We start from the raw sequence: 22,569 nt of genomic DNA, 5'->3' as shown, positions 1-22,569 counted from the left end.
AGTCTATGAAGTATACTCGTATAACAGGAACCGTCATCGCCTTTTGCATGGCGGTCTCTTTATTCGCCCAACAATATAAAGCAACCATACCTTATCAAATGGTAGGCGGAAAAATGGTTATCGAAATGAAAGTGAACGGCACCGCACGTCCTTTTATCTTTGATACCGGGGGACGTACCGCACTCACGACCAAAGCCTGCCAAGTACTACAGATAGTGGCTACGGACTCGATGAAGGTGACGGATGTAAACAACGTGGAAAGCTATTACAAAACTGCGCGGATAGAAAATCTGACAACTCCCGATAATATTATCAACTTTAAAAATGCACCGTCGCTGGTTATCGATGAGGTAAAAGGTTGGGAATGTTTTGGAGTAGACGGTATTATCGGCAGCGATTTGTTTGCCAGTACCATTGTCAGCATAGATTCACAGACAAAAAATATCATAGTCACATCTGCAGAAAAGCCTTCTACGGTATCTTTACGGAAAATGCTGAATTTCACGAAAGATGGTGGTATGCCGATTATCAATATACAGATAGCCCCGGTGAGCAACATAACTGTATTATTTGATACAGGTAGTCCCAGTCTGTTATCTCTTATTGAAAGCGATTTTGAAAAAATCAAACCCGAAGCCTCTATGGAAGTGGTTTCCGAAGGATATGGAGAAGGGAGTATCGGAGTATCCGGTCAGGCGAACAAGGCATCTTCTTACAGGGTTCGTATTCCATTGTTATCAGTCGGAGCCACCAAATTCCGTAACGTAACAACCAGCACCAACAATCACCCATACACATTATTGGGTGTCAAGCTGTTGCAATACGGTAAAGTGACCATTGACTATCCACGCGGAAGATTCTATTTTGAAGCATTTCAACCGGACAATGAAATAAACAATCAAGGTAATAATTTTGACTTGACGGTCAAAGACGGAGACTTATATGTATCTACTGTATGGAGCAGTACGAAAGGTAAGATAGCAGTCGGAGACAAGGTGATTAAAATCAATGGCAAACCTGCTAAGAAATATGACTTCTGCGAAAGTATTCTGAACGGAATACCGGAGTTGAAAGAGAAGAAGAAAACGAAACTGACGATCAAGACAGCTTCTGGAGTAAAGGATATTATCTATGAAAAAGAATAATATGAAAAGAATAGGAATACTGACCGGCTTATGGTTGCTGTTATTTCTAAACTGCGGACAAAGAATGGCAGCGCAAATCCGGAATAAGGTTTGCGACACCATTCCTTATGAATTTATACAAGAGAAAATCATTATCCCCGTCACCGTTAACGGTATAAAAGTGAAATATATCGTCGACACGGGAGGAAGAACCGGAACTATGTATGATGCTGCGACGGAAATGAAAGCTACTGCCGCAGGATATATGCGTATTTCCGATGTGAATGCACAAGGCTCCAATTATCAGGAAGCACATGTACAGAATGTATCTATCGGGGAAAACTATAAAATCAAGCAGTTGAAGACAATGGTACTGCCAAAGAATCCATTCTTCACCGGACTAGGGGTTGTCGGTATTCTTGGAGGAGACGCTTTCGCACAGTCGGTAGTTACATTCGATTCCCGTTCTAAAATAATGGTTATCAATTATCCGTATCGTCCTGAAGGACTAAAAGTAACGGATGGGATTCCACTGTTGGATGAGACGGAGCATCATTCCATCGTCAACGTCCGCTTAGGGGATAATGATTTCAAGGTTCTGTTCGATACGGGTGCAGATGGATTTCTGCTTTATTCTACAGAAGATTATGAGAGACTGTCTGACATTTCAAAAGTTACTAATCACGGATATGGTATCGTAGCTGCCGGAATAACAGGTCTGGGCAAGCCGGTAGATATAAAGAAGGTGACTGTTCCCCCCATCAACATCATGGGGAAAGAATTCACAAATGTGGGTAGTACGACCACGGTGATGAATGGAAGCATCATCGGAGTGGATTTATTGGAATACGGTAAAGTAATTATCGATTATATGCGCAGACGGTTCTACTTTTTTCCGTTTGAAGAAGGAAAAACCGACATGGGCGGTGCTCCAGCTCTCTGGAACGTAAGTATACTGCCGCGCAATGAGAGATTTGAAATCACAACGATCTGGGACAGCATGAAAGATAAAGTAGCTTTCGGCGACCAGGTGATTAACATCAACGGTACTTCTCTGGAAGATTGTCCCATGAGCCAGATGGCTGTAGAAGATATCATGAATGCCATCCCCGGTGATACCGGTTATATTATTGTCAAGAAAGACAATCAAGAGAAAAGAATTGAAATCAGGAAAGAGAAATGAACTTTAAACAGAAAAAAGATATGAAGCGAATAATAACAAAGATGTATCTCTGTCTACTTGCATTTTGTATTGCCGGAGGAATCAGTGCACAGACACAGAACAGTATGACAGAGGTCATTCCATTCAAAACCATTGATGGAAAGATAATCGTAGAAGCCGCCATAAATGGCGAAGTGGCAGACTTTGTCCTCGATCTGTCAGGACATAACGCCCTGCTTCCTGAGGCCATCAAGAAGTTACACATCGACACGGGGAAGAACGGTACTTTTAGTGCTTATCAGGATTTTGTATTCAAACAAGTACCTGTTGGAAAAGTATATGAAATGGCAACTGTTGCTATTGGCAACAATACGTTTAGCAACGATCTTCCAGCTTTCGTTCTGGAAGACGAACCGTATCTACGCAAGCTGGGAGTGATGGGTGTATTAAGCGGTGCCATTTTCCGCACTTCTGTTCTGACCATTGATATGCAACGGAAAAAGCTCACAATTACGCAGCCCTATCGTCCCTCTTATATGAAATTAAACTACCGGGAGAACTTTGATCTGATTACAGGATTAGGAATCGTATGTCCGATATCCATTCAAGGGAAACCTGTTTCTCTTGTTCTGGATACGTGGAGCGAAGGACTGGTAAATCTTACCGAAAAAGATTTCAATACATGGAGCGCACAATACACCAAAGGAACCAACCAAAAAGTTTCCAATGGATATAAAGAAGCCACTCAAGAAGAGGAAAGCCTCATCTTACCAGAAACCATGTTCGTAAAAACAAAGATTGAAGATGCCATGGCAGTGAAGAACCCGTACTTGAAACGCTCTGTATTAGGCAAAAAAATACTGGACTACGGAATCATATCCATTGACTATATTCATCAGAAAATTTATTTCCAGCCATTTGACATGGTTCCCATACCGGAAGCGGAAGCTAAAGTAACGGAAACTAAAATTGAAGACGGTAAACTGAATCCGATTACCCGCCAATTCTTCCTCGAACACATCTTCGACTACAGAAAAGGGAATGATTTCGTTTATAACGGCGACAAACCGGTTGTGATTGATTTCTGGGCAACTTGGTGCGGACCTTGCATGCGCTTACTTCCGGAAATGGAAAAGCTGGCCGAAAAGTATAAAGGTAAAGTTGTATTCTACAAGGTTAATGCGGACAAAGAAAAGGATTTATGCAATCACTTCGGTGTACAGGCATTGCCTACCTTATTCTTCATACCTGCAGGCGGCAAACCGATTATTGAAGTCGGAGCCACTCCGGAGAAGTACGTACAAATCATCGAAGAACAACTACTGAAATAAAAACTCTCTCTTAATTATATAACTAAATTAATCTGAAACTTTAGCTAAAAGCCGGACATCGTTCCGGCTTTTTTATTTCCATATTATTGGAACTTATCATATAAACAAGTACATTTGCCCTGTCAAACCTATTTATAACTTAACACACATTTTGACCATGAAGAAAAGTATTTCTCTTCTTCTTTTGTCCTTATTAATGATTACCCCCAGTTGTCAGAAGACAAAAGAAGCGGTGAACGAGTACAACATCGTTCCCAACCCCAACCAGATTCTTCCACAGGAAGGACGCTTTGAACTAAACAACAAAGTCTGCCTCGTAGTTCCTTCGGATGCTCCGGAAGTAAAAAGCATTGCCGACAGCTTAGCCGGACAACTAAAACTGACAGCAGGAATTTCCTTGAAAGAAGCTGAAAGTGCAGACGGAAAAACAGCAATCTCTTTTGTTGTACAGGAAGGTATGCCGAAAGAAGGTTATAAATTGTCGGTTACTCCCAGTCTCATTACACTCACCGCTTCCCAACCGAACGGATTCTTTTATGGAGTGCAGACTCTTTATCAGTTACTCCCTCCGGCAATTTACGGAAAGCAGTTGGATAAGAAAGCTGACTGGTCGGTTCCTGCCGTAGAAATTGAAGATTCACCCCGTTTTGTTCATCGCGGACTCATGTTGGATGTTTGCCGCCATTATGTACCGATTGACTACATTTACAAGTTTATCGACTTACTGGCTATGAACAAGATGAATGTCTTCCACTGGCATTTGACAGACGATCAGGGATGGAGAATTGAGATCAAGAAATATCCCAAATTGACGGAAATCGGTTCCAAGCGTGAAAAGACATTGGTAGACTATTACTATGTAAACTATCCGCAAGTATTCGACGGAAAAGAACATGGAGGTTATTATACACAGGAGCAAATCAAAGAGGTAGTGGCTTATGCTGCAAGCAAATATATCAATGTCGTTCCCGAAATAGAAATGCCGGGACATGCATTGGCTGCACTTGCTGCCTATCCGGAATTGTCATGCGACTCGACACAGACTTACAAGGTATCTCCTACCTGGGGAGTATTCGAGCAGGTATTCTGTCCAAGTGAAACGACTTTCAAATTCTTTGAAGGAGTGATAGATGAAGTGATAGAATTATTCCCCAGCGAATACATTCACATCGGTGGCGACGAATGTCCCAAGACAGCATGGAAGAACAGTGCTTTCTGCCAGCAGTTAATCCGTCAGTTAGGATTGAAAGATGATACGACTCCCAGTAAGATAGACGGAATAAAACACAGCAAAGAAGATAAGTTGCAGAGCTATTTCGTTACCCGCATGGAGAAATACCTGAATGGTAAAGGCAAAAACATCATCGGCTGGGACGAGATTCTCGAAGGTGGTCTGGCTCCCAATGCGACTGTTATGTCATGGCGCGGTGTAGAAGGAGGTATGAATGCAGCCAAAGCTGGGCATAATGCCATCATGACTCCGAATCCTTATGTATATTTGGACTACTATCAAGAAGAGCCGGAAATTGCTCCGACTACTATCGGCGGATACAATACCTTGAAGAAAACATATAGCTACAACCCTGTTCCGGACGACGCTGACGAGCTTGCCAAGAAACATATCATCGGAATACAAGGTAATATCTGGAGAGAGTATATGCAAACTTCAGAACGTACAGACTATCAAGCTTTCCCGCGTGCAATGGCTATCGCCGAAACGGCCTGGACACAAAACGCAAACAAAGACTGGAAGAATTTCTGCGAACGGATGGTGACTGAATTTGAACGTTTGAAAGTTATGAACACCCAGCCTTGTCTCAATTTCTTTGACGTAAATATAAATACGCACGCAGATGAGAACGGTCCTTTAATGGTATTGCTGGAAAGTTTTTACCCGGATGCGGAAATCCGGTATACAACGGACGGCAGCGAACCGTCCAAAGCGTCCGCTTTATATGAAAAGCCTTTTGTTCTTGAAGGCAATATCTTTCCGTCTTTGAAAGCTGCTGCTTTCAAAGACGGAAAGATATTGGGCAAAGTAGCCCACAAGCCACTGTATGGCAATTTATTGACAGGAAAGCCCTATACGGTTAATTATACGATGGGATGGACAGGCGATATATTCGATGAAAACGATGTATTAGGAGCCGACCAGACTACTTTCGGACTGACCAATGGTAAACGAGGTAACAACGCTTCGTATACTCCATGGTGTAGCTTCGGTATCGTTGAAGGTAAGGATTTGGAATTTATCGTTCACTTGGATAAGCCGACACAAGTCAGCAAAGTTATTTTCGGTTCTTTATTTAATCCTGCCATGAGAATTCTTCCTGCAGGAGGAGTTGCCGTAGAAGTATCAGCAGACGGTAAGCAATACACACCGATAGCCGAAAAAGCTTTGAAACACGATTATCCGGAAACAGGAAGAATTGCATTCACCGATTCCATTGAATTTGAACCGACACAGGCTACGTTCCTGAAAGTCAAAATCAAGAATGGCGGCACACTGCGTAATGGTGTCAACTTTGAAAAGAATAACGGTCCGGAAGTCATTCCTGCCGAATTATGGATAGATGAAATAGAAGCATATTGACCAAAGACAATCGGCAAATGCTGTTCTACAAAATCACCCACGCTACAGATTAAACTCTAACGTGGGTGATTTTTATATTTATAAGGGTTTTAATCCCCTTCTATGATCGGATATAAACCGGATTAAATAAGTCCTTTGGCAGAAAGATAACGTTCTGCTTCCAAAGCAGCTTTGCAACCACTTCCAGCAGCCGTAATAGCCTGACGATAATGCGGATCGGCAACGTCTCCTGCTGCAAAAACTCCGGGGACTTTTGTACGGGGACTATCACCTTCCGTGATGATATAACCCACTTCGTCCGTATCAACGTATTCTTTAAATATTTCAGTATTCGGCTGATGTCCGATAGCCAGGAAGAAACCGTCGATAGGCAAGCTATAACGTTCTTCATCCGGTTCACCCCAACGTTTCACCAGGTTTACACCTTCTACCCCATTATCGCCAAACAAACCAACCGCATTGTGTTCAAAAAGAACTTCAATCTTCTCGTGGTTCATTACTCGCTCCTGCATAATCTTCGATGCACGCAGAAAAGGTTTGCGGACAATCAGATATACTTTGGATGCAAGTCCGGCAAGATAAACAGCTTCTTCACACGCTGTATCACCGCCACCGACTACAGCTACAACTTTCTTACGATAGAAAAATCCGTCACAAGTAGCGCAAGCACTTACCCCCATTCCGGCATATTTCTTCTCATCCTCCAGTCCCAGATATTTAGCAGTAGCTCCGGTAGCAATAATCAATGATTCTGTTTCAATAACCTTATCACCGTCGATTGTTATTTTATAAGGAGCTTTGCTCAAATCGGCCGCTGTAGCAATACCGAAACGAATGTCTGTTCCGAAACGGCTTGCTTGTGCACGCAAGTCTTCCATCAACTGCGGACCACTGATTCCTTCCGGATAACCGGGGAAGTTCTCCACATCCGTAGTAGTAGTCAACTGGCCACCCGGTTGCAATCCTTCATAAAGTACCGGACATAAATTTGCACGTCCTGCATAAATCGCTGCCGTATATCCGGCAGGTCCTGAACCTATAATCAGGCATTTTACTTTTTCTATTTCTGCCATTTTAATTTATCTTTTTCGTTTTGTTATAAACGTATATTATCTCAAATCTATCACCTCCGCATTGGGATATTGCTTTTTATCAAACGTAAAAACCTGATCCGCATAATTCTGCTTTGTCTGATAACTTGTAATGGTTATCTCATTACGTGTCTGTTGACCACGCTGTTGAAGCAAAATATACAAAGGTTCATAAGTATCCTTCGTCACAAAAAGAGTGATACGTTCCAACTCCTGTTTCTTATCTCTGGCAGTCAAAACGACTTCCCAAACAGCTTTTCCACGATACGTCTTAGTTGCTCCCAACTTATAAGAGAATCCTTTCTGATACATATATAGAAATGTATACGGATTAATCTGCTGCAACTCTTCCTGTGTCGGATTGCTGACGTTCACTTCATCATTCTTTGTCACATAACTCCACTGCGTTTTTCCATCAAACCAAGTGATGATATCCGACGTTTTCAGTACGAATTTCTCTCCTTTCAACTGAATCGTTCCATTTTCAACACCTTCTACCAGACCGTTCGTCACAGCCTTTACAGTAAAATCGGCCTTTACACCACCTGCTTTACGAAACGCCTCTGCCGTCTTATCAAGAATGACTTTAGCCTGCGACTGCTGTTGTTGGGCAATCACAGGCAAAGACAGTAAAGCTATTAAAACACTAAAAATGTATTTTCTCATTTGATTAATAAACGAACGGTTACTGTAAATTGTTCAATCGCATTTCAAGATCATTATCATCCATGCACAAGACATCGCGTGCCTTGCTTCCCTGGGTAGGGCCTACGATTCCCGCTTTTTCGAGTTGGTCCATAATACGTCCGGCACGGTTGTAACCGATAGCGAATTTACGCTGAATTAACGAAGTGGAACCTTGCTGATGAATCACTACCAATCGGGCTGCATCTTCGAACAACGGATCGAGACGTCCCATATCAATATCTCCTACTTCACTACCACCATCTTCGCTCACGAATTCAGGCAGGAAGAACGGAGTAGGATAACTTTGCTGACGAGCGATGAACTTCGTAATTTCTTCCACTTCCGGCGTATCGATAAAGGCACATTGCACACGCACCGGATCGGCTCCCTGCAAGAAGAGCATATCCCCCTTACCAATCAGGCGGTTAGCACCCGGACGGTCGAGAATGGTACGGGAGTCCATCATGGCGGATACACGGAATGCGATACGCGCCGGGAAGTTGGCTTTGATCGTACCCGTAATAATATTTGTAGTCGGACGCTGTGTAGCAATAATCATGTGAATACCGACAGCACGCGCCAACTGTGCAATACGGGCAATCGGAAGTTCCACTTCCTTACCGGCAGTCATAATCAAATCTCCGAACTCATCAATCACCACTACGATATACGGCATAAACTTATGTCCCTTTTCCGGATTCAAACGACGGTTGACAAATTTTTCGTTATATTCTTTGATATTACGCACATGCGCCATCTTCAAAAGATCATAACGGGTATCCATCTCCACACAAACAGAGTTCAAGGTTTGCACTACTTTCGTTACGTCCGTAATAATAGGTTCGCCTCCATCAGGAAGTTTGGCAAGGAAGTGATTTTCAATCACCGAATAGATACTGAATTCCACTTTCTTCGGGTCGACCAGTACAAACTTCAATTCTGCCGGATGTTTCTTATATAATAAAGAAGTGATAATAGCATTCAAACCGACAGATTTACCCTGACCGGTTGCACCTGCCACCAATACGTGCGGCATCTTGCAAAGGTCGAACATAAAAACTTCGTTCGTGATCGTCTTACCCAATACAATAGGCAAGTCATATTTGGATTCCTGAAATTTCTTGCTTCCGATCACACTTTGTCCGGAAACAATCTTCGGATTCTTGTTCGGTACTTCAATACCGATGGTTCCTTTACCCGGTATCGGAGCAATAATACGGATACCATCAGCGGAAAGGCTCAATGCGATATCATCTTCCAACCCACGGATTTTAGAAATACGCACTCCCTGTTCCGGAGTAATTTCATATAAAGTTACCGTAGGTCCTACGGTTGCTTTAATCGTACTGATTTCGATTCCGAAGCTACGTAATGTATTGATGATGCGGTCTTTATTTGCATTCTGCTCGTCCATGTCAATCGTCGGATCATCATTTTCGAAATGCTTCATCAGGTCGATAGTCGGGAAACGGTAGTTCTCCAGATCTTTAGTAGGATTATAAGGTTCAAGTTCAGGTCCCTGATATTCTTCTTCCGAAGCTGCCGGTTCTACCTCAAACCCAGGTTCCGCCTCTTCCAAAGAGTCTTCCTGCACAATAGGAGCAGGATTGGAAACTGTCGATTCAAATACCATAGTCACTCCTTCACTTTCGTCAGATACAGAAGTATCTTCCTTTTCCGGTTTATTAATAGGGAGGTTTTCTTCAGGTTCTTCAGCCTGAATATCCATCACTGGTACCGGAGGAGGTGTCTGTTTATACGTCCGTTTCAAATTGAACTCCACTTCTTGCGGTTGGGAAGTTGTAAATTCCGGATCGTCTTCTCCTTCCGGAACGTTCTCTTTTTCTTCTTTCTTTTCGCGTTTCAGGAAACTCAATGCAAAAAGTTTACGCAACCAGATAACGGTACGTGCACTTATATATATAAAGAAACAGATAGCGGTTATCAACAGGATCATCCACACACCGGGTACTCCTACTTGCGAAATCAGCCAACGACTGACATTATATCCGTGCATACCTCCCAAATAAATGAAAGAATCCTGATAATGATCCATAAAGGCAAATCCGAAGAATACGGAGAACCAGACCAACAAGAGTGTGCAGCCGATAAACCACTTCCACAGACGTACAACACGTACACGCATCAACTTCAATCCTGCCACTGCCAGGAAAACAAGTATGAAAAAAGAGGAAACACCGAAACAGTCATTAATCAAATAACTGGCCAACTGCGCTCCACGTGAACCTGCATAATTCTTCACCTGATTATTAACGGCTGCCAAGTCTGCCGAACTGCCACTATCGATAATACTTTGGTCGGCAGCCCCCGTGAAGAAGAAGGAAGAAAAAGCCAACAACAGGTAAACGGAAAAGATGACCAGCATCAATCCGATTACAAAATGAATGGTTTCATTCTTACATACAGCCACAATTTTACTGGGGGAAGAGGGAGTACGTTCCGCCTCCTTATCTAATTTCTTCTTTGCCATGAGTCTTTAATTCTTTTTTATAAAACTGGAATGAGATTCTAAGCTGCAAAAATAATAAAAAAATAACGAGCACTACGCTCATTCAATCCTTTTTCTTACCTTTGCGTTTCAAATCAATATAGATCATGGAAAAAGAAAGCCAAACGATATTTGATAAAAACGTAATTGAGTTCGTAACGGTAGCTGCCGAATTTTGTGCATTTCTCGAACGTGCCGAACGCATGAAGCGTAGCACTTTCGTTGATACATCATTAAAAATACTTCCCCTGCTCTATCTCAAAGCATCTATGCTGCCCAAATGTGAGACTATCGGGGACGAAGCGCTCGAAACGTATGTCACAGAAGAGATTTACGAAATTCTGCGCATCAACCTTTCCGGATTGATGGCCGACAAGGATGATTATCTGGACGTATTCGTACAAGATATGGTGTATAGCGACCAGCCTATCAAGAAGTCTATATCGGAAGACCTGGCCGACATTTATCAGGATATTAAAGATTTCATATTTGTCTTCCAACTGGGACTGAACGAAACGATGAATGATTCATTGGCTATCTGCCAGGAGAACTTCGGTACACTGTGGGGACAGAAACTGGTAAACACGCTCCGTGCCCTTCATGATGTGAAATACAACCAGGAGGAAGAAGAGGAAGAAGGATTTTACGAACCAAGCGACGACAACGATTGTTGTGAAGAGGATGGCTGTCATTGCCACGATGATGATTGCCACTGCCACGAAGACGGTTGCCATTGCCATGATGATGAATTAAAATAGAAATGATTGTAAGAAGAACCATAGATAAAGATGAACTAAAAGAACTCCCGAAAACTGTCTTTCCGGGACGTATTTATGTTATCCAGTCGGAAGCTGAAACGGAAAGAGCAGTAGCTTACCTCCAATCCAGACCTGTGATAGGTATCGACAGCGAAACTCGTCCTTCCTTTACCAAAGGACAATCGCACAAAGTAGCACTTCTCCAGATTTCTTCCGAAGAATGCTGTTTCTTATTCCGTCTCAATATGACGGGATTGACCCAGCCATTGGTTGACTTGTTAGAAAACCCGGCTGTTATCAAAGTGGGACTTTCACTGAAAGACGACTTTATGATGCTGCATAAACGCGCACCTTTTACCCAACAAAGCTGTATCGAGTTGCAGGACTATGTGCGTCAATTCGGAATACAAGACAAAAGTCTGCAAAAGATTTACGCCATCTTATTCAAAGAAAAAATATCCAAATCACAACGCTTGTCCAACTGGGAAGCTGATGTATTAAGTGACGGACAGAAACAATACGCTGCTACCGATGCATGGGCGTGCCTCAATATCTATAATCTGCTGCAAGAGCTGAAACAGACAGGAGATTGGGAGGTTTCTCCGCTAACAGCTACAGTCTCTCCCACGGAGGAAGTGATAGGTAATAAAATAAGTGATTAATAACCAATAATAAAACCATCTAAAACCCTTTCCCCGTTGGGAAAGAGGGTTGAGGAAAGACTACATTATGCATAAAGTATATCTCAAACCTGGTAAAGAAGATTCTCTTAAGAGATTCCACCCGTGGATTTTTTCCGGTGCTATCGCTCGTTTTGACGGAGAGCCCGATGAAGGTGAAATTGTAGAAGTATATACCTCAAAAAAAGAATTTATTGCCGAAGGACATTTCCAGATCGGAAGTATTGCTGTGCGCGTACTGTCTTTCCGCCAGGAACCTATCGATCACGATTTTTGGAAACGCAAACTGGAAATAGCATATGCTATGCGTTGCAGTATCGGCATCGCCACCAATCCGGTCAACAATACTTACCGGCTTGTTCACGGTGAAGGAGACAATCTCCCCGGACTGGTGATTGACGTGTATGCCAAAACCGCTGTTATGCAGGCACACTCTGCAGGAATGCACGTAGACCGCATGACAATTGCCGAAGCTTTATCCGAAGTAATGGGTGACAAGATCGAAAATATCTACTATAAATCAGAAACAACTCTTCCTTTTAAAGCAGACCTTTTCCCTGAAAACGGTTTTCTGAAAGGAGGAAGCAGTGACAATATCGCACAAGAATATGGATTGAAGTTCCATGTGGACTGGCTGAAAGGTCAAAAGACCGGGTTCTTTGTAGATCAGCGTGAAAATCGCTCTTTGCTGGAACGTTATGCCAAAGACCGTTCGGTACTGAATATGTTCTGCTACACTGGCGGATTCTCATTTTACGCCATGCGCGGAGGTGCGAAACTCGTCCACTCTGTCGACAGTTCAGCCAAAGCGATTGATCTGACTAACAAAAATGTGGAACTAAACTTTCCCGGTGATTCCCGTCACGAGGCGTTTGCCGAGGATGCTTTCAAATATCTCGACCGCATGGGCGACCAGTATGATTTAATCATCCTTGATCCGCCTGCATTCGCCAAACATAAAGATGCATTGCGGAATGCTTTGCAAGGCTACCGTAAGCTGAATGCCAAAGCATTCGAGAAAATCAAACCGGGCGGTATCCTGTTCACCTTCTCTTGTTCGCAAGTGGTAAGCAAAGATAATTTCCGTACTGCCGTATTTACCGCTGCAGCCATGTCAGGGCGTAGTGTACGCATCCTACACCAGCTGACTCAACCGGCTGACCATCCGGTAAACATCTATCATCCCGAAGGAGAATATTTAAAAGGGTTGGTACTCTACGTAGAATAATCGGTAAGGTGCCGGAGTCAAGTTTCCATTCGGATATCAGACATTTCTCCGGAAATATAACTGATTAGAGAAGGCAATAACAGAAAAATGGAAGATTCAAAGTTAATTAGAGTTAACAAATAAAAGATTTCCGAGAAAACATTATGTTGTATAACATAAACCCCATATCTTTGCACTGTGTTTTTCATGGTATTAGATTTAAGGTTAACAAAGATTGGCTGTCTGGGATAGATAGCCTTCTTTTTTTTATACCCTCTTCATTTGTTTTTTCACACCCAAATCTCATCTATTCTTCGCATTTATACCATTTTTATCCCCTTTTTATCAAATTACTTATCCACCTATTCAACGAAAATATTATATTTGCAAGGTTTATGAACGTGAAGAGAAACACAAATTAAAAAAGTCATGAGTATAAAAGTTCGTTTGATTATTATGAACTTCCTGCAATTCTTTGTATGGGGGTCATGGTTAATATCACTAGGTGGTTATATGGGAAGAGAACTTCATTTTGAAGGAGGACAGATCGGAGCCATTTTCGCCACCATGGGGATTGCCTCTTTGGTAATGCCGGGTATTATCGGTATTATCGCTGATAAATGGTTTAATGCAGAACGTTTATACGGACTTTGCCATATTGCAGGGGCAGGATGTCTCTTCTACGCTTCTACCGCAACGGGATACGACCAGATGTATTGGGCCATGTTGCTCAACTTGTTAGTATATATGCCTACTTTATCCCTCGCTAACACAGTATCGTACAATGCACTGGAACAATACAAATGTGACCTGATTAAAGACTTCCCTCCTATCCGTGTATGGGGAACAATCGGTTTTATCTGTGCCATGTGGGCTGTCGACCTTACCGGATTCAAGAATTCAAGTGCGCAACTTTATGTGGGCGGTGCTTCCGCATTGCTACTCGGACTTTATTCATTTACCCTCCCGGCCTGTCGACCGGCTAAATCTGAAAACAAATCATGGCTCTCCGCTTTCGGACTGGATGCGCTGGTATTATTCAAGAAAAAGAAAATGGCTATTTTCTTCCTTTTCTCCATGCTTCTAGGTGCAGCATTGCAGATTACGAATACTTACGGCGACCTTTTCTTAAGCAGTTTTGCCAGCATCCCTGAATATGCAGATTCTTTCGGAGTGAAACATTCAGTCATCCTGTTATCCATTTCACAGATGTCCGAAACATTGTTTATTCTTGCCATACCTTTCTTCCTGCGTCATTTCGGAATCAAACAAGTCATGCTAATCAGTATGTTCGCTTGGGTGTTCCGGTTCGGGCTGTTCGGTTTTGGAGATCCGGGATCGGGACTATGGATGCTGATCCTTTCCATGATCGTTTATGGTATGGCCTTTGATTTCTTCAACATTTCCGGTTCGTTGTTTGTTGAACAAGAAGCCAATTCTTCTATCCGTGCCAGTGCACAAGGATTGTTCTTCATGATGACTAACGGATTGGGAGCCATCATGGGGGGATATGCCAGCGGTGCGGTAGTTGATGCATTCTCGGTGTATGCTGACGGTAGACTGGTGAGCCGCGAATGGATGGATATCTGGCTGATCTTTGCCGCTTATGCGCTGGTGATCGGTATTCTGTTTGCCCTGATATTCAAGTACAAACACCAGCGAAAGTAAAACAAATTAAGTAAAAGAGAACGATGGACAAAAAGATAGAATTACAAGTTATAAATATCACAAACAGCCAGGCGCAAGTAGGCGCGTTTGCTATGCTATTAGGCGAAGTGAACGGTGAGAGGCAACTGCCTATCATCATCGGCCCTGCGGAAGCCCAGGCTACAGCTTTATATCTGAAAGGAGTAAAAACTCCCCGTCCGTTGACACATGATTTATTTATAACAAGCCTTACTATACTGGGAGCCAGCCTGATACGTGTATTGATTTACAAAGCAAAGGATGGTATTTTCTACTCCTATATTTACCTCAAAAAAGACGAAGAGATTATACGTATCGACGCACGGACTTCAGACGCAATTGCCCTGGCAGTGCGCGCCGACTGCCCGATTCTTATTTATGAATCTATTCTTGAACAAGAATGTCTTCATATGTCATCAGAAGAAAGAACCCGTTCTGGAAAAACGGACAACGACGAAGAGGCTGAAGAAGAACATGATTTGCCCGGTGCTACTTCCAGAACACTTGAAGAAGCACTGGAACAGGCTATCAAAGATGAGAATTATGAATTAGCCGCCCAGATACGTGACCAAATCAATTCAAGAAATAAAAATCAGTAAGTAATATTATGCACGTATTTTATACTCCCGATATACAGAAAAGCAACGAGCTTCCCGAAGAGGAAGCACAACACTGTATCCGTGTTCTGCGGTTAAGTATCGGAGACGAAATCACTCTTACCGACGGTAAAGGTAACTTTTACAAAGCTGAAATCACTGTTGCAACCAACAAACGTTGTTTCGTAAACATCAAAGAATCCATTTTCCAGGAGCCTTTATGGCCATGCCATTTACACATTGCCATGGCACCGACGAAAAATATGGACCGTAACGAATGGTTTGCAGAGAAAGCCACCGAAATAGGTTTTGACGAACTGACTTTCCTCAACTGCCGTTTCTCGGAACGTAAAGTTATCAAGACCGAACGGATTGAAAAGATTCTGGTATCAGCCATTAAACAATCTCTCAAGGCACGACTGCCAAAGTTGAACGACATGATCGAGTTTGACCGGTTCATCGGACAGGAGTTTAAAGGACAGAAATTTATCGCACACTGTTACGAAGGGGAGAAACCTCTATTGAAGAATATCCTGAAACCCGGAGAAGATGCTCTTGTCCTGATAGGTCCCGAAGGGGATTTCAGTGAAGAGGAAGTGAAGAAGGCCATCGAACGGGGATTCGTTCCGATCAGTCTCGGCAAATCACGGCTCCGTACAGAAACAGCAGCACTAGTGGCCTGCCACACGCTGAATCTGCAAAATCAATAACAGCAGTAAATATCTGAATCAATGATTATACAACTTTTAAATAACATAAGTATGGCAAAGAAAACGATTTCACGACTCTCGGTACTGGCAGTACTGATTGTTTTCCTGGCAGCATGTTCCAAGACATCGGAATATACAAATGTGATACCGGCTGACGCTTCGGTAGTTGCCTCTATCAACCTCAAATCCCTCGCAAGCAAAGCAGGATTGGATGATAAAGAGAATGAAGCTGCTAAACAAAAAGTACTGGAAGCACTGAAAAGTGGAATGAATGCCGCCACATTCCAACAACTGGAAAAGGTTATGAAGAATCCGGGCGAATCGGGAATCGATGTTGAATCTCCATTCTATGTATTCTCTTCATCTTCTTTCCCTTATCCCACCGTTATAGGTAAAGTGAACAATGAAGATAAGTTGCATGCTTCACTCGACGTGATGGCAAAAGAACAAATCTGCCAACCGGTAGGTGAAGCTGACGGTTACAGTTTTACAACGATGAACGGCGGTTTGCTCGCTTTCAATAATTCTACTGTACTGGTAGTTAACGTAAGCGGAACGACTCAAACTGATAAAGCCAAAGAAGCCATTACTAATTTGTTGAAACAGACAGCAAGCAATAGTATCGTGAAATCAGGAGCTTTCCTGAAAATGGAAAAACAGAAAAGTGATATTAACTTCTTCGCTTCCATGACAGCTATCCCTTCAACCTACCGCGATCAGATAACCATGGGATTACCTACCGAAGTGAAAGCGGAAGACATCACTCTGATAGGAGGACTGAACTTTGAAAAAGGCAAGATTGCCCTCAAAACAGAAAACTATACTGAAAACGAAGCAGTGAAAGCTCTCCTGAAAAAACAAATGGAATCTGTTGGAAAAGCGAACAATACTTTCGTTAAATACTTCCCGGCTTCTACCCTGATGTTCTTCAACGTAGGTGTAAAAGGAGGCGAACTGTATAACCTGTTGAGTGAAAACAAGGAATTCCGCAACACTGTATCTATCGCTAAGGCAGACGAAGTAAAAGAGTTGTTCAGCTCGTTCAATGGTGATATTTCAGCAGGGTTAATCAATGTTACCATGAGCAGTGCCCCTACTTTCATGATGTATGCTGACGTCAAGAACGGCAATGCACTTGAAACTATTTACAAGAACAAGCAATCATTGGGACTAAAAAAAGGAGAAGACATCATACAACTTGGCAAAGACGAATACGTCTACAAGACAAGAGGCATGAATATATTCTTCGGCATCAAGGATAAACAAATGTATGCAACCAATGATGAGTTACTTTACAAAAACGTAGGTAAAGCTGCCGACAAATCAGTCAAAGATACTCCTTATGCATCGGATATGAAAGGAAAGAGCTTATTTATAGCAATCAATGCCGAAGCAATTCTTGATTTGCCTATAGTTAAAATGGTGGCAGGTTTCGGAGGACAGGAAGCTAAGACATATATCGAACTGGCCAACAAGGTTTCTTACCTGTCTATGAGTTCGGAAGGAGAAATCAGCGAGATCGACCTTTGCCTGAAAGACAAGGATGTAAATGCCCTCAAACAAATTGTAGACTTTGCCAAGCAATTTGCCGGCATGTAATAAATGTATAAACAAACGGTATGAATAGTATTCACCTACAGCAAACACTTCCCCAAGTGTTTGCTGACCGTAATTCGGTGACTTCGGACGTATGGCATCAGGATCTTTTCTTCCGGAAAGGAGAGATGTATCTGATTGAAGCGGCTTCCGGCACCGGCAAATCTTCGTTGTGCAGCTACATCTATGGTTACCGCAACGACTATCAGGGGATTATTAATTTCGATGAAACCAATATCAAAGCATACTCCGTGAAGCAATGGGTCGACCTGCGAAAGCATTCACTAAGTATGCTTTTTCAGGATTTACGCATCTTCACCGAACTGACCGCTCTTGAAAATGTACAATTGAAGAATAACCTCACCGGATGCAAAAAGAAAAAAGAAATCTTATCATTCTTCGAACAACTGGGGATCGCAGATAAAATAAATGTGAAAGCCGGTAAGCTATCTTTCGGACAGCAACAGCGCGTCGCCTTTATCCGGGCGCTCTGCCAGCCGTTCGACTTTTTATTTCTGGATGAACCGATCAGCCACCTGGATGATGATAACAGCCGCATCATGGGTGAACTTATCATTGCCGAAGCAAAGGCACAAGGAGCCGGAGTGATCGCCACTTCCATCGGTAAACATATCGAGTTGCCTTACAACCATACACTTCAACTGTAATAAGCTGGTTAATAATAGGTAGCAGGTAATAAACAATCTCTTTTCACAGCATCATTTCAAATCGTAAATTGTAAAATCGTAAATAAAATGCCAACTCTTGTCTGGAAACTCCTTCGCCAACATATCAGTATCGGTCAATTAGCCGGTTTCTTTTTAGCCAACCTATTCGGCATGATGATTGTATTGCTTAGCGTACAGTTTTATAAAGATGTCATTCCGGTATTCACCGAAGGAGACAGCTTTATGAAAAAGGATTTCATCATAGCTACAAAGAAAATCAGCGCTCTCGGTTCTTTTGCGGGAAAGAGTAATACATTCTCTGCCGAAGAAATTGCGGATCTGAAAAAGCAACCGTTTACCAAAACAATAGGAGCTTTCACTCCTTCCCAATTCAAAGTTTCGGCAGGATTAGGAATGAAGGAAGCCGGTATCCATCTTTCCACAGATATGTTTTTTGAGTCTGTTCCCGATGAGTTTGTCGACATCAAACTCGATAAATGGCATTTCGATGAATCTACACATACCATACCCATTATCATTCCCCGCAACTATCTGAATCTTTACAACTTCGGTTTTGCGCAAAGCCGAAGCCTTCCCAAACTATCGGAAGGATTGATGAGTCTGATTCAAATGGATATTATAATGCGTGGCAACGGACGGGTGGAACAGTACAAAGGCAACATTGTCGGCTTCTCCAATCGCCTGAATACGATTCTTGTCCCCCAGTCTTTTATGAAATGGGCTAATGAGAATTTTGCACCGAATGCAGAAGCCCAACCGGCACGATTGATTATCGAGGTCAGTAATCCGGCAGATTCCGCCATCGCCAGTTATTTTCAGAAGAAAGGATATGAAACGGAAGACGGCAAGCTGGATGCCGGAAAAACAACTTATTTCCTTCGTCTTATCGTAGGTATTGTATTGGGAGTGGGTCTATTTATCAGTATCCTTTCATTCTATATACTGATGTTGAGCATCTTCCTGCTCTTACAAAAGAATACGACCAAGCTGGAAAGTCTATTACTAATCGGATACAGTCCCAACAAGGTAGCATTGCCTTATCAGTTGCTCACGGTAGGATTGAACGTTATCGTGCTTGTATTATCCATCGGATTAGTCTCCTGGTTACGCAGTTATTATATAGACAGCATCCGCTTGCTATTCCCACAACTGGAAACCGGATCATTATGGGCAGCAATCAGCATGGGCATTGTATTATTCATTGCCGTATCGGTTATCAATATAGTGGCAGTGAAAAGAAAAGTGCTTTCCATATGGATGCATAAGGCGTAGATGGAAAAGACTCGCTAAAACAAAGTTTTCACAAAGACGTATAATATATGAAAAGCATAACTACATTTTCGATTAATAGGGTTTCAATAGCTTTCTTTTTCGGAATGCTGTTCTGTTTTGCTCCATTGTCGGGGCAAAACGGACAAGATACAATCATTGCGTATTTTAATCTGCTGGAAAAGGTCCCACAGGAAAAGCTGTACCTGCATCTGGACAAGCCATTTTATGGGGCAGGAGAAAAAATATGGTTCAAGGGATATCTGGTAAACTCTGTTACACATCAAGATAATACACAAAGCAACTTCATCATTACAGAGCTTGTCAACCGTTCCGACTCTATCGTAGAACGTAAGAAGATTCGTAGAGATTCATTGGGTTTTCATAATGCTTTCACCCTCCCTCCCACTCTCCCGGCAGGTGATTATTATTTGCGGGGATATAGTAACTGGATGCTTAATCAGGAACCGGAATTCTTTTATTCACGCAATCTGAAAATCGGTAACTCGATTGATAACACGATTGTCTCGAATATTGAGTATCAGCAAGAAGACGAATCACATTATACAGCCAAGGTAAGATTTACCAGCAATGTCCAAGAGGCTTTCGGAAATACTGCTATCCGCTACCACTACTTTGAAAATGGAAAGATAAAAGATAAAGGTAAAAGAAAGACAGACGAGAATGGGATGATTTCTATTTCCCTGCCGGATCTGAAGCCTATTGCCACACGCCACATTGAAGTAGAATTCGATGATCCCCAATATATCTATAAAAAGACTTTCTATCTGCCTTCGTTTACAAAAGACTTTGACGTTAAGTTCTTCCCGGAAGGGGGAGCTCTCCTGGCCGTTGCTCATCAGAATATAGCTTTCAAGGCTCAAGGATCGGACGGCTTTTCCACAGAAATAGAAGGCTGCCTGTTCGATGCCAACGGAGACACATTAACAGTCTTCCGCTCAGAGCATGACGGCATGGGAGTTTTCACACTGAATCCGACTATAGGGAACTCTTATTATGTGATTGCCAAATCCGGTGACGGTATCAGTAAACGATTCGACCTCCCAGCTGTAGAAGAAAAAGGAATCACACTTTCCATGACACATTATAAAAAGGAAATCCGTTACGAAATCCAGAAAACAGAAGCTACCCAGTGGCCTCAAAAGTTATTCTTGATTGCACATACTCGCGGAAAGCTGATCATCCTGCAGCCAGTCAGTGTCGACAGGACTTTTGGAAGAATGAACGACAGTTTATTCAACGCAGGCATCACCCATTTCATGCTGATCGACCAACAGGGCAACGCACTTAGCGAACGCCTGGTTTTCGTACCCGACCGGAATCCGCATCAATGGCAAATTCTTGCAGATAAGCCGACATACGGAAAAAGAGAAAAGGTATCCCTGCAAATTTCAGCAAAAGATGATAACGGTACTCCGGTAGAAGGTAGTTTCTCCGTCAGCATTACCGACAGAAAGAGTATCCGTCCGGATTCGCTTGCTGACAATATCGTATCGAATCTTCTATTAACCTCCGACTTAAAAGGATATGTAGAAAATCCCGGATATTATTTTCTGCAGCAAGACCTCCGGACTCTCCGCACGGTAGACTTCCTGATGATGACGCACGGATGGCGCAGACACCATATCCGGAATGTACTGACTGCACCTTCAATGAACCTCACCAACTATATGGAAAAGGGGCAAACTATCAGCGGACGTATCAAAGGCTTCTTTGGGGGTAACGTTAAGAAAGGACCTATTTGTATTCTGGCTCCCAAACAGAACATCATCGCCACTACCACCACAGACGAAAAAGGAGAGTTTATCGTGAACACATCTTTCAGAGATAGCACGACTTTCCTTGTTCAGGCACGTACCAAAAGAGGATTTGCCGGAGTAGACATTGTGATTGACACTCCTCAATACCCGGCAACTTCACACAAGTCTCCTTTCCATGATGGAACAGCAACGTTTATGGAAGATTATTTGCTCAATACCCGCGACCAATATTACATGGAAGGTGGAATGAGAGTGTACAATCTGAAAGAAGTGGTAGTCACTGGAAGTCGTAAAAAGGCCAGTTCAGAAAGTATTTACACAGGAGGTATCAACACCTACACGATCGAAGGGGACAGATTGGAAGGATTCGGTGCACAAACAGCTTTCGATGCAGTCACCAGACTTCCGGGCATTAGCGTGACAAATGGAAATGAAATACATATCCGCAACAATCCCGAGCAACCTGTCATTGTCGTTGACGACGTGGTATATGAAGACGATAACGATATCTTGACCATGATACAAACCAGTGATATGTCGAGTTTGAGCCTTCTCCGCGGTGCCGATGCAGCAATCTTAGGCTCCCGCGGTTCGGCAGGTGCTATCGTTATTACGCTGAAAGACGGTAAAGATATCCCGGCAAGACCGGCACAGGGCATTATCACGTGTACTCCACTGGGGTACAGCGACTCGGTCGAGTTCTATCATCCTACTTATGATACGCCCGAAAAGAAGAATGACCAACGCTCGGATTTACGAAGTACAATCTATTGGAATCCTACCCTACAACTGGATGCTAATGGAAAAGCAATCATCGAATACTATACTCCGGACAGCACTGCACCGGAAGATATAACCATAGAAGGTGTGGATAAAAATGGAAAGGCATGCCGGATCATACAGGCAATAAGCAACAGATAAATGTGAAAATGATTTTGAACTAAAGGCACTTTAGCTGAACAATGCCAGTATCTTCAAGCTACTTTACCCGTATCTATGCGTTATTCTCACACGCTTCATCATCATTAGATTGAATACCAGCAATTAGAGGTTAAAATACAAATTAACCTTCCCTACTCTCTTATTTATCTTGATAAAAA

Annotated in this window: 17 protein-coding genes; 14 read left to right on the top strand and 3 right to left on the bottom strand. The window is 42.7% G+C overall.

Annotated elements, in window-relative coordinates; translation table 11 throughout:
* Positions 1-5 precede the first annotated feature (5 nt).
* The 4 genes from AB3G73_RS23140 (at position 6) to AB3G73_RS23125 (ending at position 6,210) form a co-directional block, all read left to right on the top strand.
* Entirely contained in the window at positions 6-1,145 is a 1,140-nt protein-coding gene (locus tag AB3G73_RS23140; protein WP_234131898.1) for a hypothetical protein, read from the top strand.
* Positions 1,132-2,307, top strand: coding sequence for a hypothetical protein (locus AB3G73_RS23135; RefSeq protein ID WP_229128537.1), 1,176 nt, complete (start codon positions 1,132-1,134; stop codon positions 2,305-2,307). The genes AB3G73_RS23140 and AB3G73_RS23135 overlap by 14 nt, the downstream gene beginning before the upstream one ends.
* A gap of 20 nt (positions 2,308-2,327) precedes the next feature.
* The gene (locus AB3G73_RS23130) at positions 2,328-3,617 is read left to right on the top strand and encodes a thioredoxin domain-containing protein (protein WP_148364356.1); all 1,290 of its coding nucleotides are present in this window, start codon (positions 2,328-2,330) and stop codon (positions 3,615-3,617) included.
* Between the two features lie 157 nt (positions 3,618-3,774).
* A complete protein-coding gene (locus tag AB3G73_RS23125; protein WP_367745678.1) occupies positions 3,775-6,210 on the top strand; it encodes a beta-N-acetylhexosaminidase in 2,436 nt (811 codons plus the stop codon).
* A gap of 122 nt (positions 6,211-6,332) precedes the next feature.
* On the opposite strand, the gene trxB is transcribed toward AB3G73_RS23125, so the two are convergent.
* Genes trxB through AB3G73_RS23110 form a run of 3 tightly spaced genes read right to left on the bottom strand, consistent with a single transcriptional unit; the run spans position 6,333 to position 10,479 of the window.
* A complete protein-coding gene (gene trxB / locus AB3G73_RS23120; protein ID WP_004309849.1) occupies positions 6,333-7,283 on the bottom strand; it encodes a thioredoxin-disulfide reductase in 951 nt (316 codons plus the stop codon).
* A 36-nt stretch (positions 7,284-7,319) separates the two neighbouring features.
* Entirely contained in the window at positions 7,320-7,967 is a 648-nt protein-coding gene (locus AB3G73_RS23115; RefSeq protein ID WP_367745677.1) for a LolA-like putative outer membrane lipoprotein chaperone, read from the bottom strand.
* 19 nt (positions 7,968-7,986) lie between these two features.
* On the bottom strand, positions 7,987-10,479 hold the full coding sequence (locus AB3G73_RS23110; protein WP_234131896.1) for a DNA translocase FtsK: 2,493 nt from the start codon (positions 10,477-10,479) through the stop codon (positions 7,987-7,989).
* Positions 10,480-10,604: 125 nt separating this feature from the next.
* On the opposite strand from AB3G73_RS23110, the gene AB3G73_RS23105 reads away from it, so the two are divergent.
* From AB3G73_RS23105 to AB3G73_RS23060, 10 genes are all read left to right on the top strand, one after another.
* Positions 10,605-11,255, top strand: a complete 651-nt coding sequence (locus AB3G73_RS23105) for a DUF5063 domain-containing protein (protein ID WP_217721582.1) — start codon at positions 10,605-10,607, stop codon at positions 11,253-11,255.
* 2 nt (positions 11,256-11,257) lie between these two features.
* Complete coding sequence (locus AB3G73_RS23100) at positions 11,258-11,917, top strand: 3'-5' exonuclease (RefSeq protein ID WP_148364351.1); 660 nt, start codon at positions 11,258-11,260, stop codon at positions 11,915-11,917.
* A 67-nt stretch (positions 11,918-11,984) separates the two neighbouring features.
* Entirely contained in the window at positions 11,985-13,163 is a 1,179-nt protein-coding gene (locus tag AB3G73_RS23095; protein WP_367745676.1) for a class I SAM-dependent rRNA methyltransferase, read from the top strand.
* A 408-nt stretch (positions 13,164-13,571) separates the two neighbouring features.
* Positions 13,572-14,810, top strand: a complete 1,239-nt coding sequence (locus AB3G73_RS23090; protein ID WP_074558503.1) for a nucleoside permease — start codon at positions 13,572-13,574, stop codon at positions 14,808-14,810.
* A gap of 23 nt (positions 14,811-14,833) precedes the next feature.
* Positions 14,834-15,427 (top strand): bifunctional nuclease family protein, encoded by a 594-nt coding sequence (locus AB3G73_RS23085; protein WP_074558501.1) that lies wholly within the window; start codon positions 14,834-14,836, stop codon positions 15,425-15,427.
* Positions 15,428-15,435: 8 nt separating this feature from the next.
* Complete coding sequence (locus AB3G73_RS23080; RefSeq protein ID WP_074558500.1) at positions 15,436-16,134, top strand: 16S rRNA (uracil(1498)-N(3))-methyltransferase; 699 nt, start codon at positions 15,436-15,438, stop codon at positions 16,132-16,134.
* Between the two features lie 51 nt (positions 16,135-16,185).
* A complete protein-coding gene (locus AB3G73_RS23075) occupies positions 16,186-17,733 on the top strand; it encodes a DUF4836 family protein (RefSeq protein ID WP_258979638.1) in 1,548 nt (515 codons plus the stop codon).
* 20 nt (positions 17,734-17,753) lie between these two features.
* A complete protein-coding gene (locus tag AB3G73_RS23070) occupies positions 17,754-18,398 on the top strand; it encodes an ATP-binding cassette domain-containing protein (RefSeq protein ID WP_148364346.1) in 645 nt (214 codons plus the stop codon).
* An 87-nt stretch (positions 18,399-18,485) separates the two neighbouring features.
* The gene (locus AB3G73_RS23065) at positions 18,486-19,691 is read left to right on the top strand and encodes an ABC transporter permease (protein ID WP_367745675.1); all 1,206 of its coding nucleotides are present in this window, start codon (positions 18,486-18,488) and stop codon (positions 19,689-19,691) included.
* A 47-nt stretch (positions 19,692-19,738) separates the two neighbouring features.
* Positions 19,739-22,390, top strand: coding sequence for a TonB-dependent receptor plug domain-containing protein (locus AB3G73_RS23060; protein WP_367745674.1), 2,652 nt, complete (start codon positions 19,739-19,741; stop codon positions 22,388-22,390).
* The last annotated feature ends 179 nt before the right edge of the window (positions 22,391-22,569 follow it).

The organism is Bacteroides sp. L008 (genome assembly GCF_040812255.1).
Taxonomy (GTDB): Bacteria; Bacteroidota; Bacteroidia; order Bacteroidales; family Bacteroidaceae; genus Bacteroides; species Bacteroides vicugnae.
Note: the sequence above shows the minus strand (reverse complement) of the source record. Positions and strands in the feature narration are given on the sequence as shown.

Bases quoted from the DNA above. Each gene is read 5' to 3' on its own strand.
- AB3G73_RS23110 (WP_234131896.1), bottom strand. From the start codon at position 10,479: ATGGCAAAGAAGAAATTAGATAAGGAGGCGGAACGTACTCCCTCTTCC.
- AB3G73_RS23115 (WP_367745677.1), bottom strand. From the start codon at position 7,967: ATGAGAAAATACATTTTTAGTGTTTTAATAGCTTTACTGTCTTTGCCT.
- AB3G73_RS23060 (WP_367745674.1), top strand. From the start codon at position 19,739: ATGAAAAGCATAACTACATTTTCGATTAATAGGGTTTCAATAGCTTTC.
- AB3G73_RS23090 (WP_074558503.1), top strand. From the start codon at position 13,572: ATGAGTATAAAAGTTCGTTTGATTATTATGAACTTCCTGCAATTCTTT.
- AB3G73_RS23095 (WP_367745676.1), top strand. From the start codon at position 11,985: ATGCATAAAGTATATCTCAAACCTGGTAAAGAAGATTCTCTTAAGAGA.
- AB3G73_RS23080 (WP_074558500.1), top strand. From the start codon at position 15,436: ATGCACGTATTTTATACTCCCGATATACAGAAAAGCAACGAGCTTCCC.
- AB3G73_RS23100 (WP_148364351.1), top strand. From the start codon at position 11,258: ATGATTGTAAGAAGAACCATAGATAAAGATGAACTAAAAGAACTCCCG.
- AB3G73_RS23070 (WP_148364346.1), top strand. From the start codon at position 17,754: ATGAATAGTATTCACCTACAGCAAACACTTCCCCAAGTGTTTGCTGAC.
- AB3G73_RS23135 (WP_229128537.1), top strand. From the start codon at position 1,132: ATGAAAAAGAATAATATGAAAAGAATAGGAATACTGACCGGCTTATGG.
- AB3G73_RS23105 (WP_217721582.1), top strand. From the start codon at position 10,605: ATGGAAAAAGAAAGCCAAACGATATTTGATAAAAACGTAATTGAGTTC.
- trxB (WP_004309849.1), bottom strand. From the start codon at position 7,283: ATGGCAGAAATAGAAAAAGTAAAATGCCTGATTATAGGTTCAGGACCT.
- AB3G73_RS23065 (WP_367745675.1), top strand. From the start codon at position 18,486: ATGCCAACTCTTGTCTGGAAACTCCTTCGCCAACATATCAGTATCGGT.
- AB3G73_RS23130 (WP_148364356.1), top strand. From the start codon at position 2,328: ATGAAGCGAATAATAACAAAGATGTATCTCTGTCTACTTGCATTTTGT.
- AB3G73_RS23075 (WP_258979638.1), top strand. From the start codon at position 16,186: ATGGCAAAGAAAACGATTTCACGACTCTCGGTACTGGCAGTACTGATT.
- AB3G73_RS23085 (WP_074558501.1), top strand. From the start codon at position 14,834: ATGGACAAAAAGATAGAATTACAAGTTATAAATATCACAAACAGCCAG.
- AB3G73_RS23140 (WP_234131898.1), top strand. From the start codon at position 6: ATGAAGTATACTCGTATAACAGGAACCGTCATCGCCTTTTGCATGGCG.
- AB3G73_RS23125 (WP_367745678.1), top strand. From the start codon at position 3,775: ATGAAGAAAAGTATTTCTCTTCTTCTTTTGTCCTTATTAATGATTACC.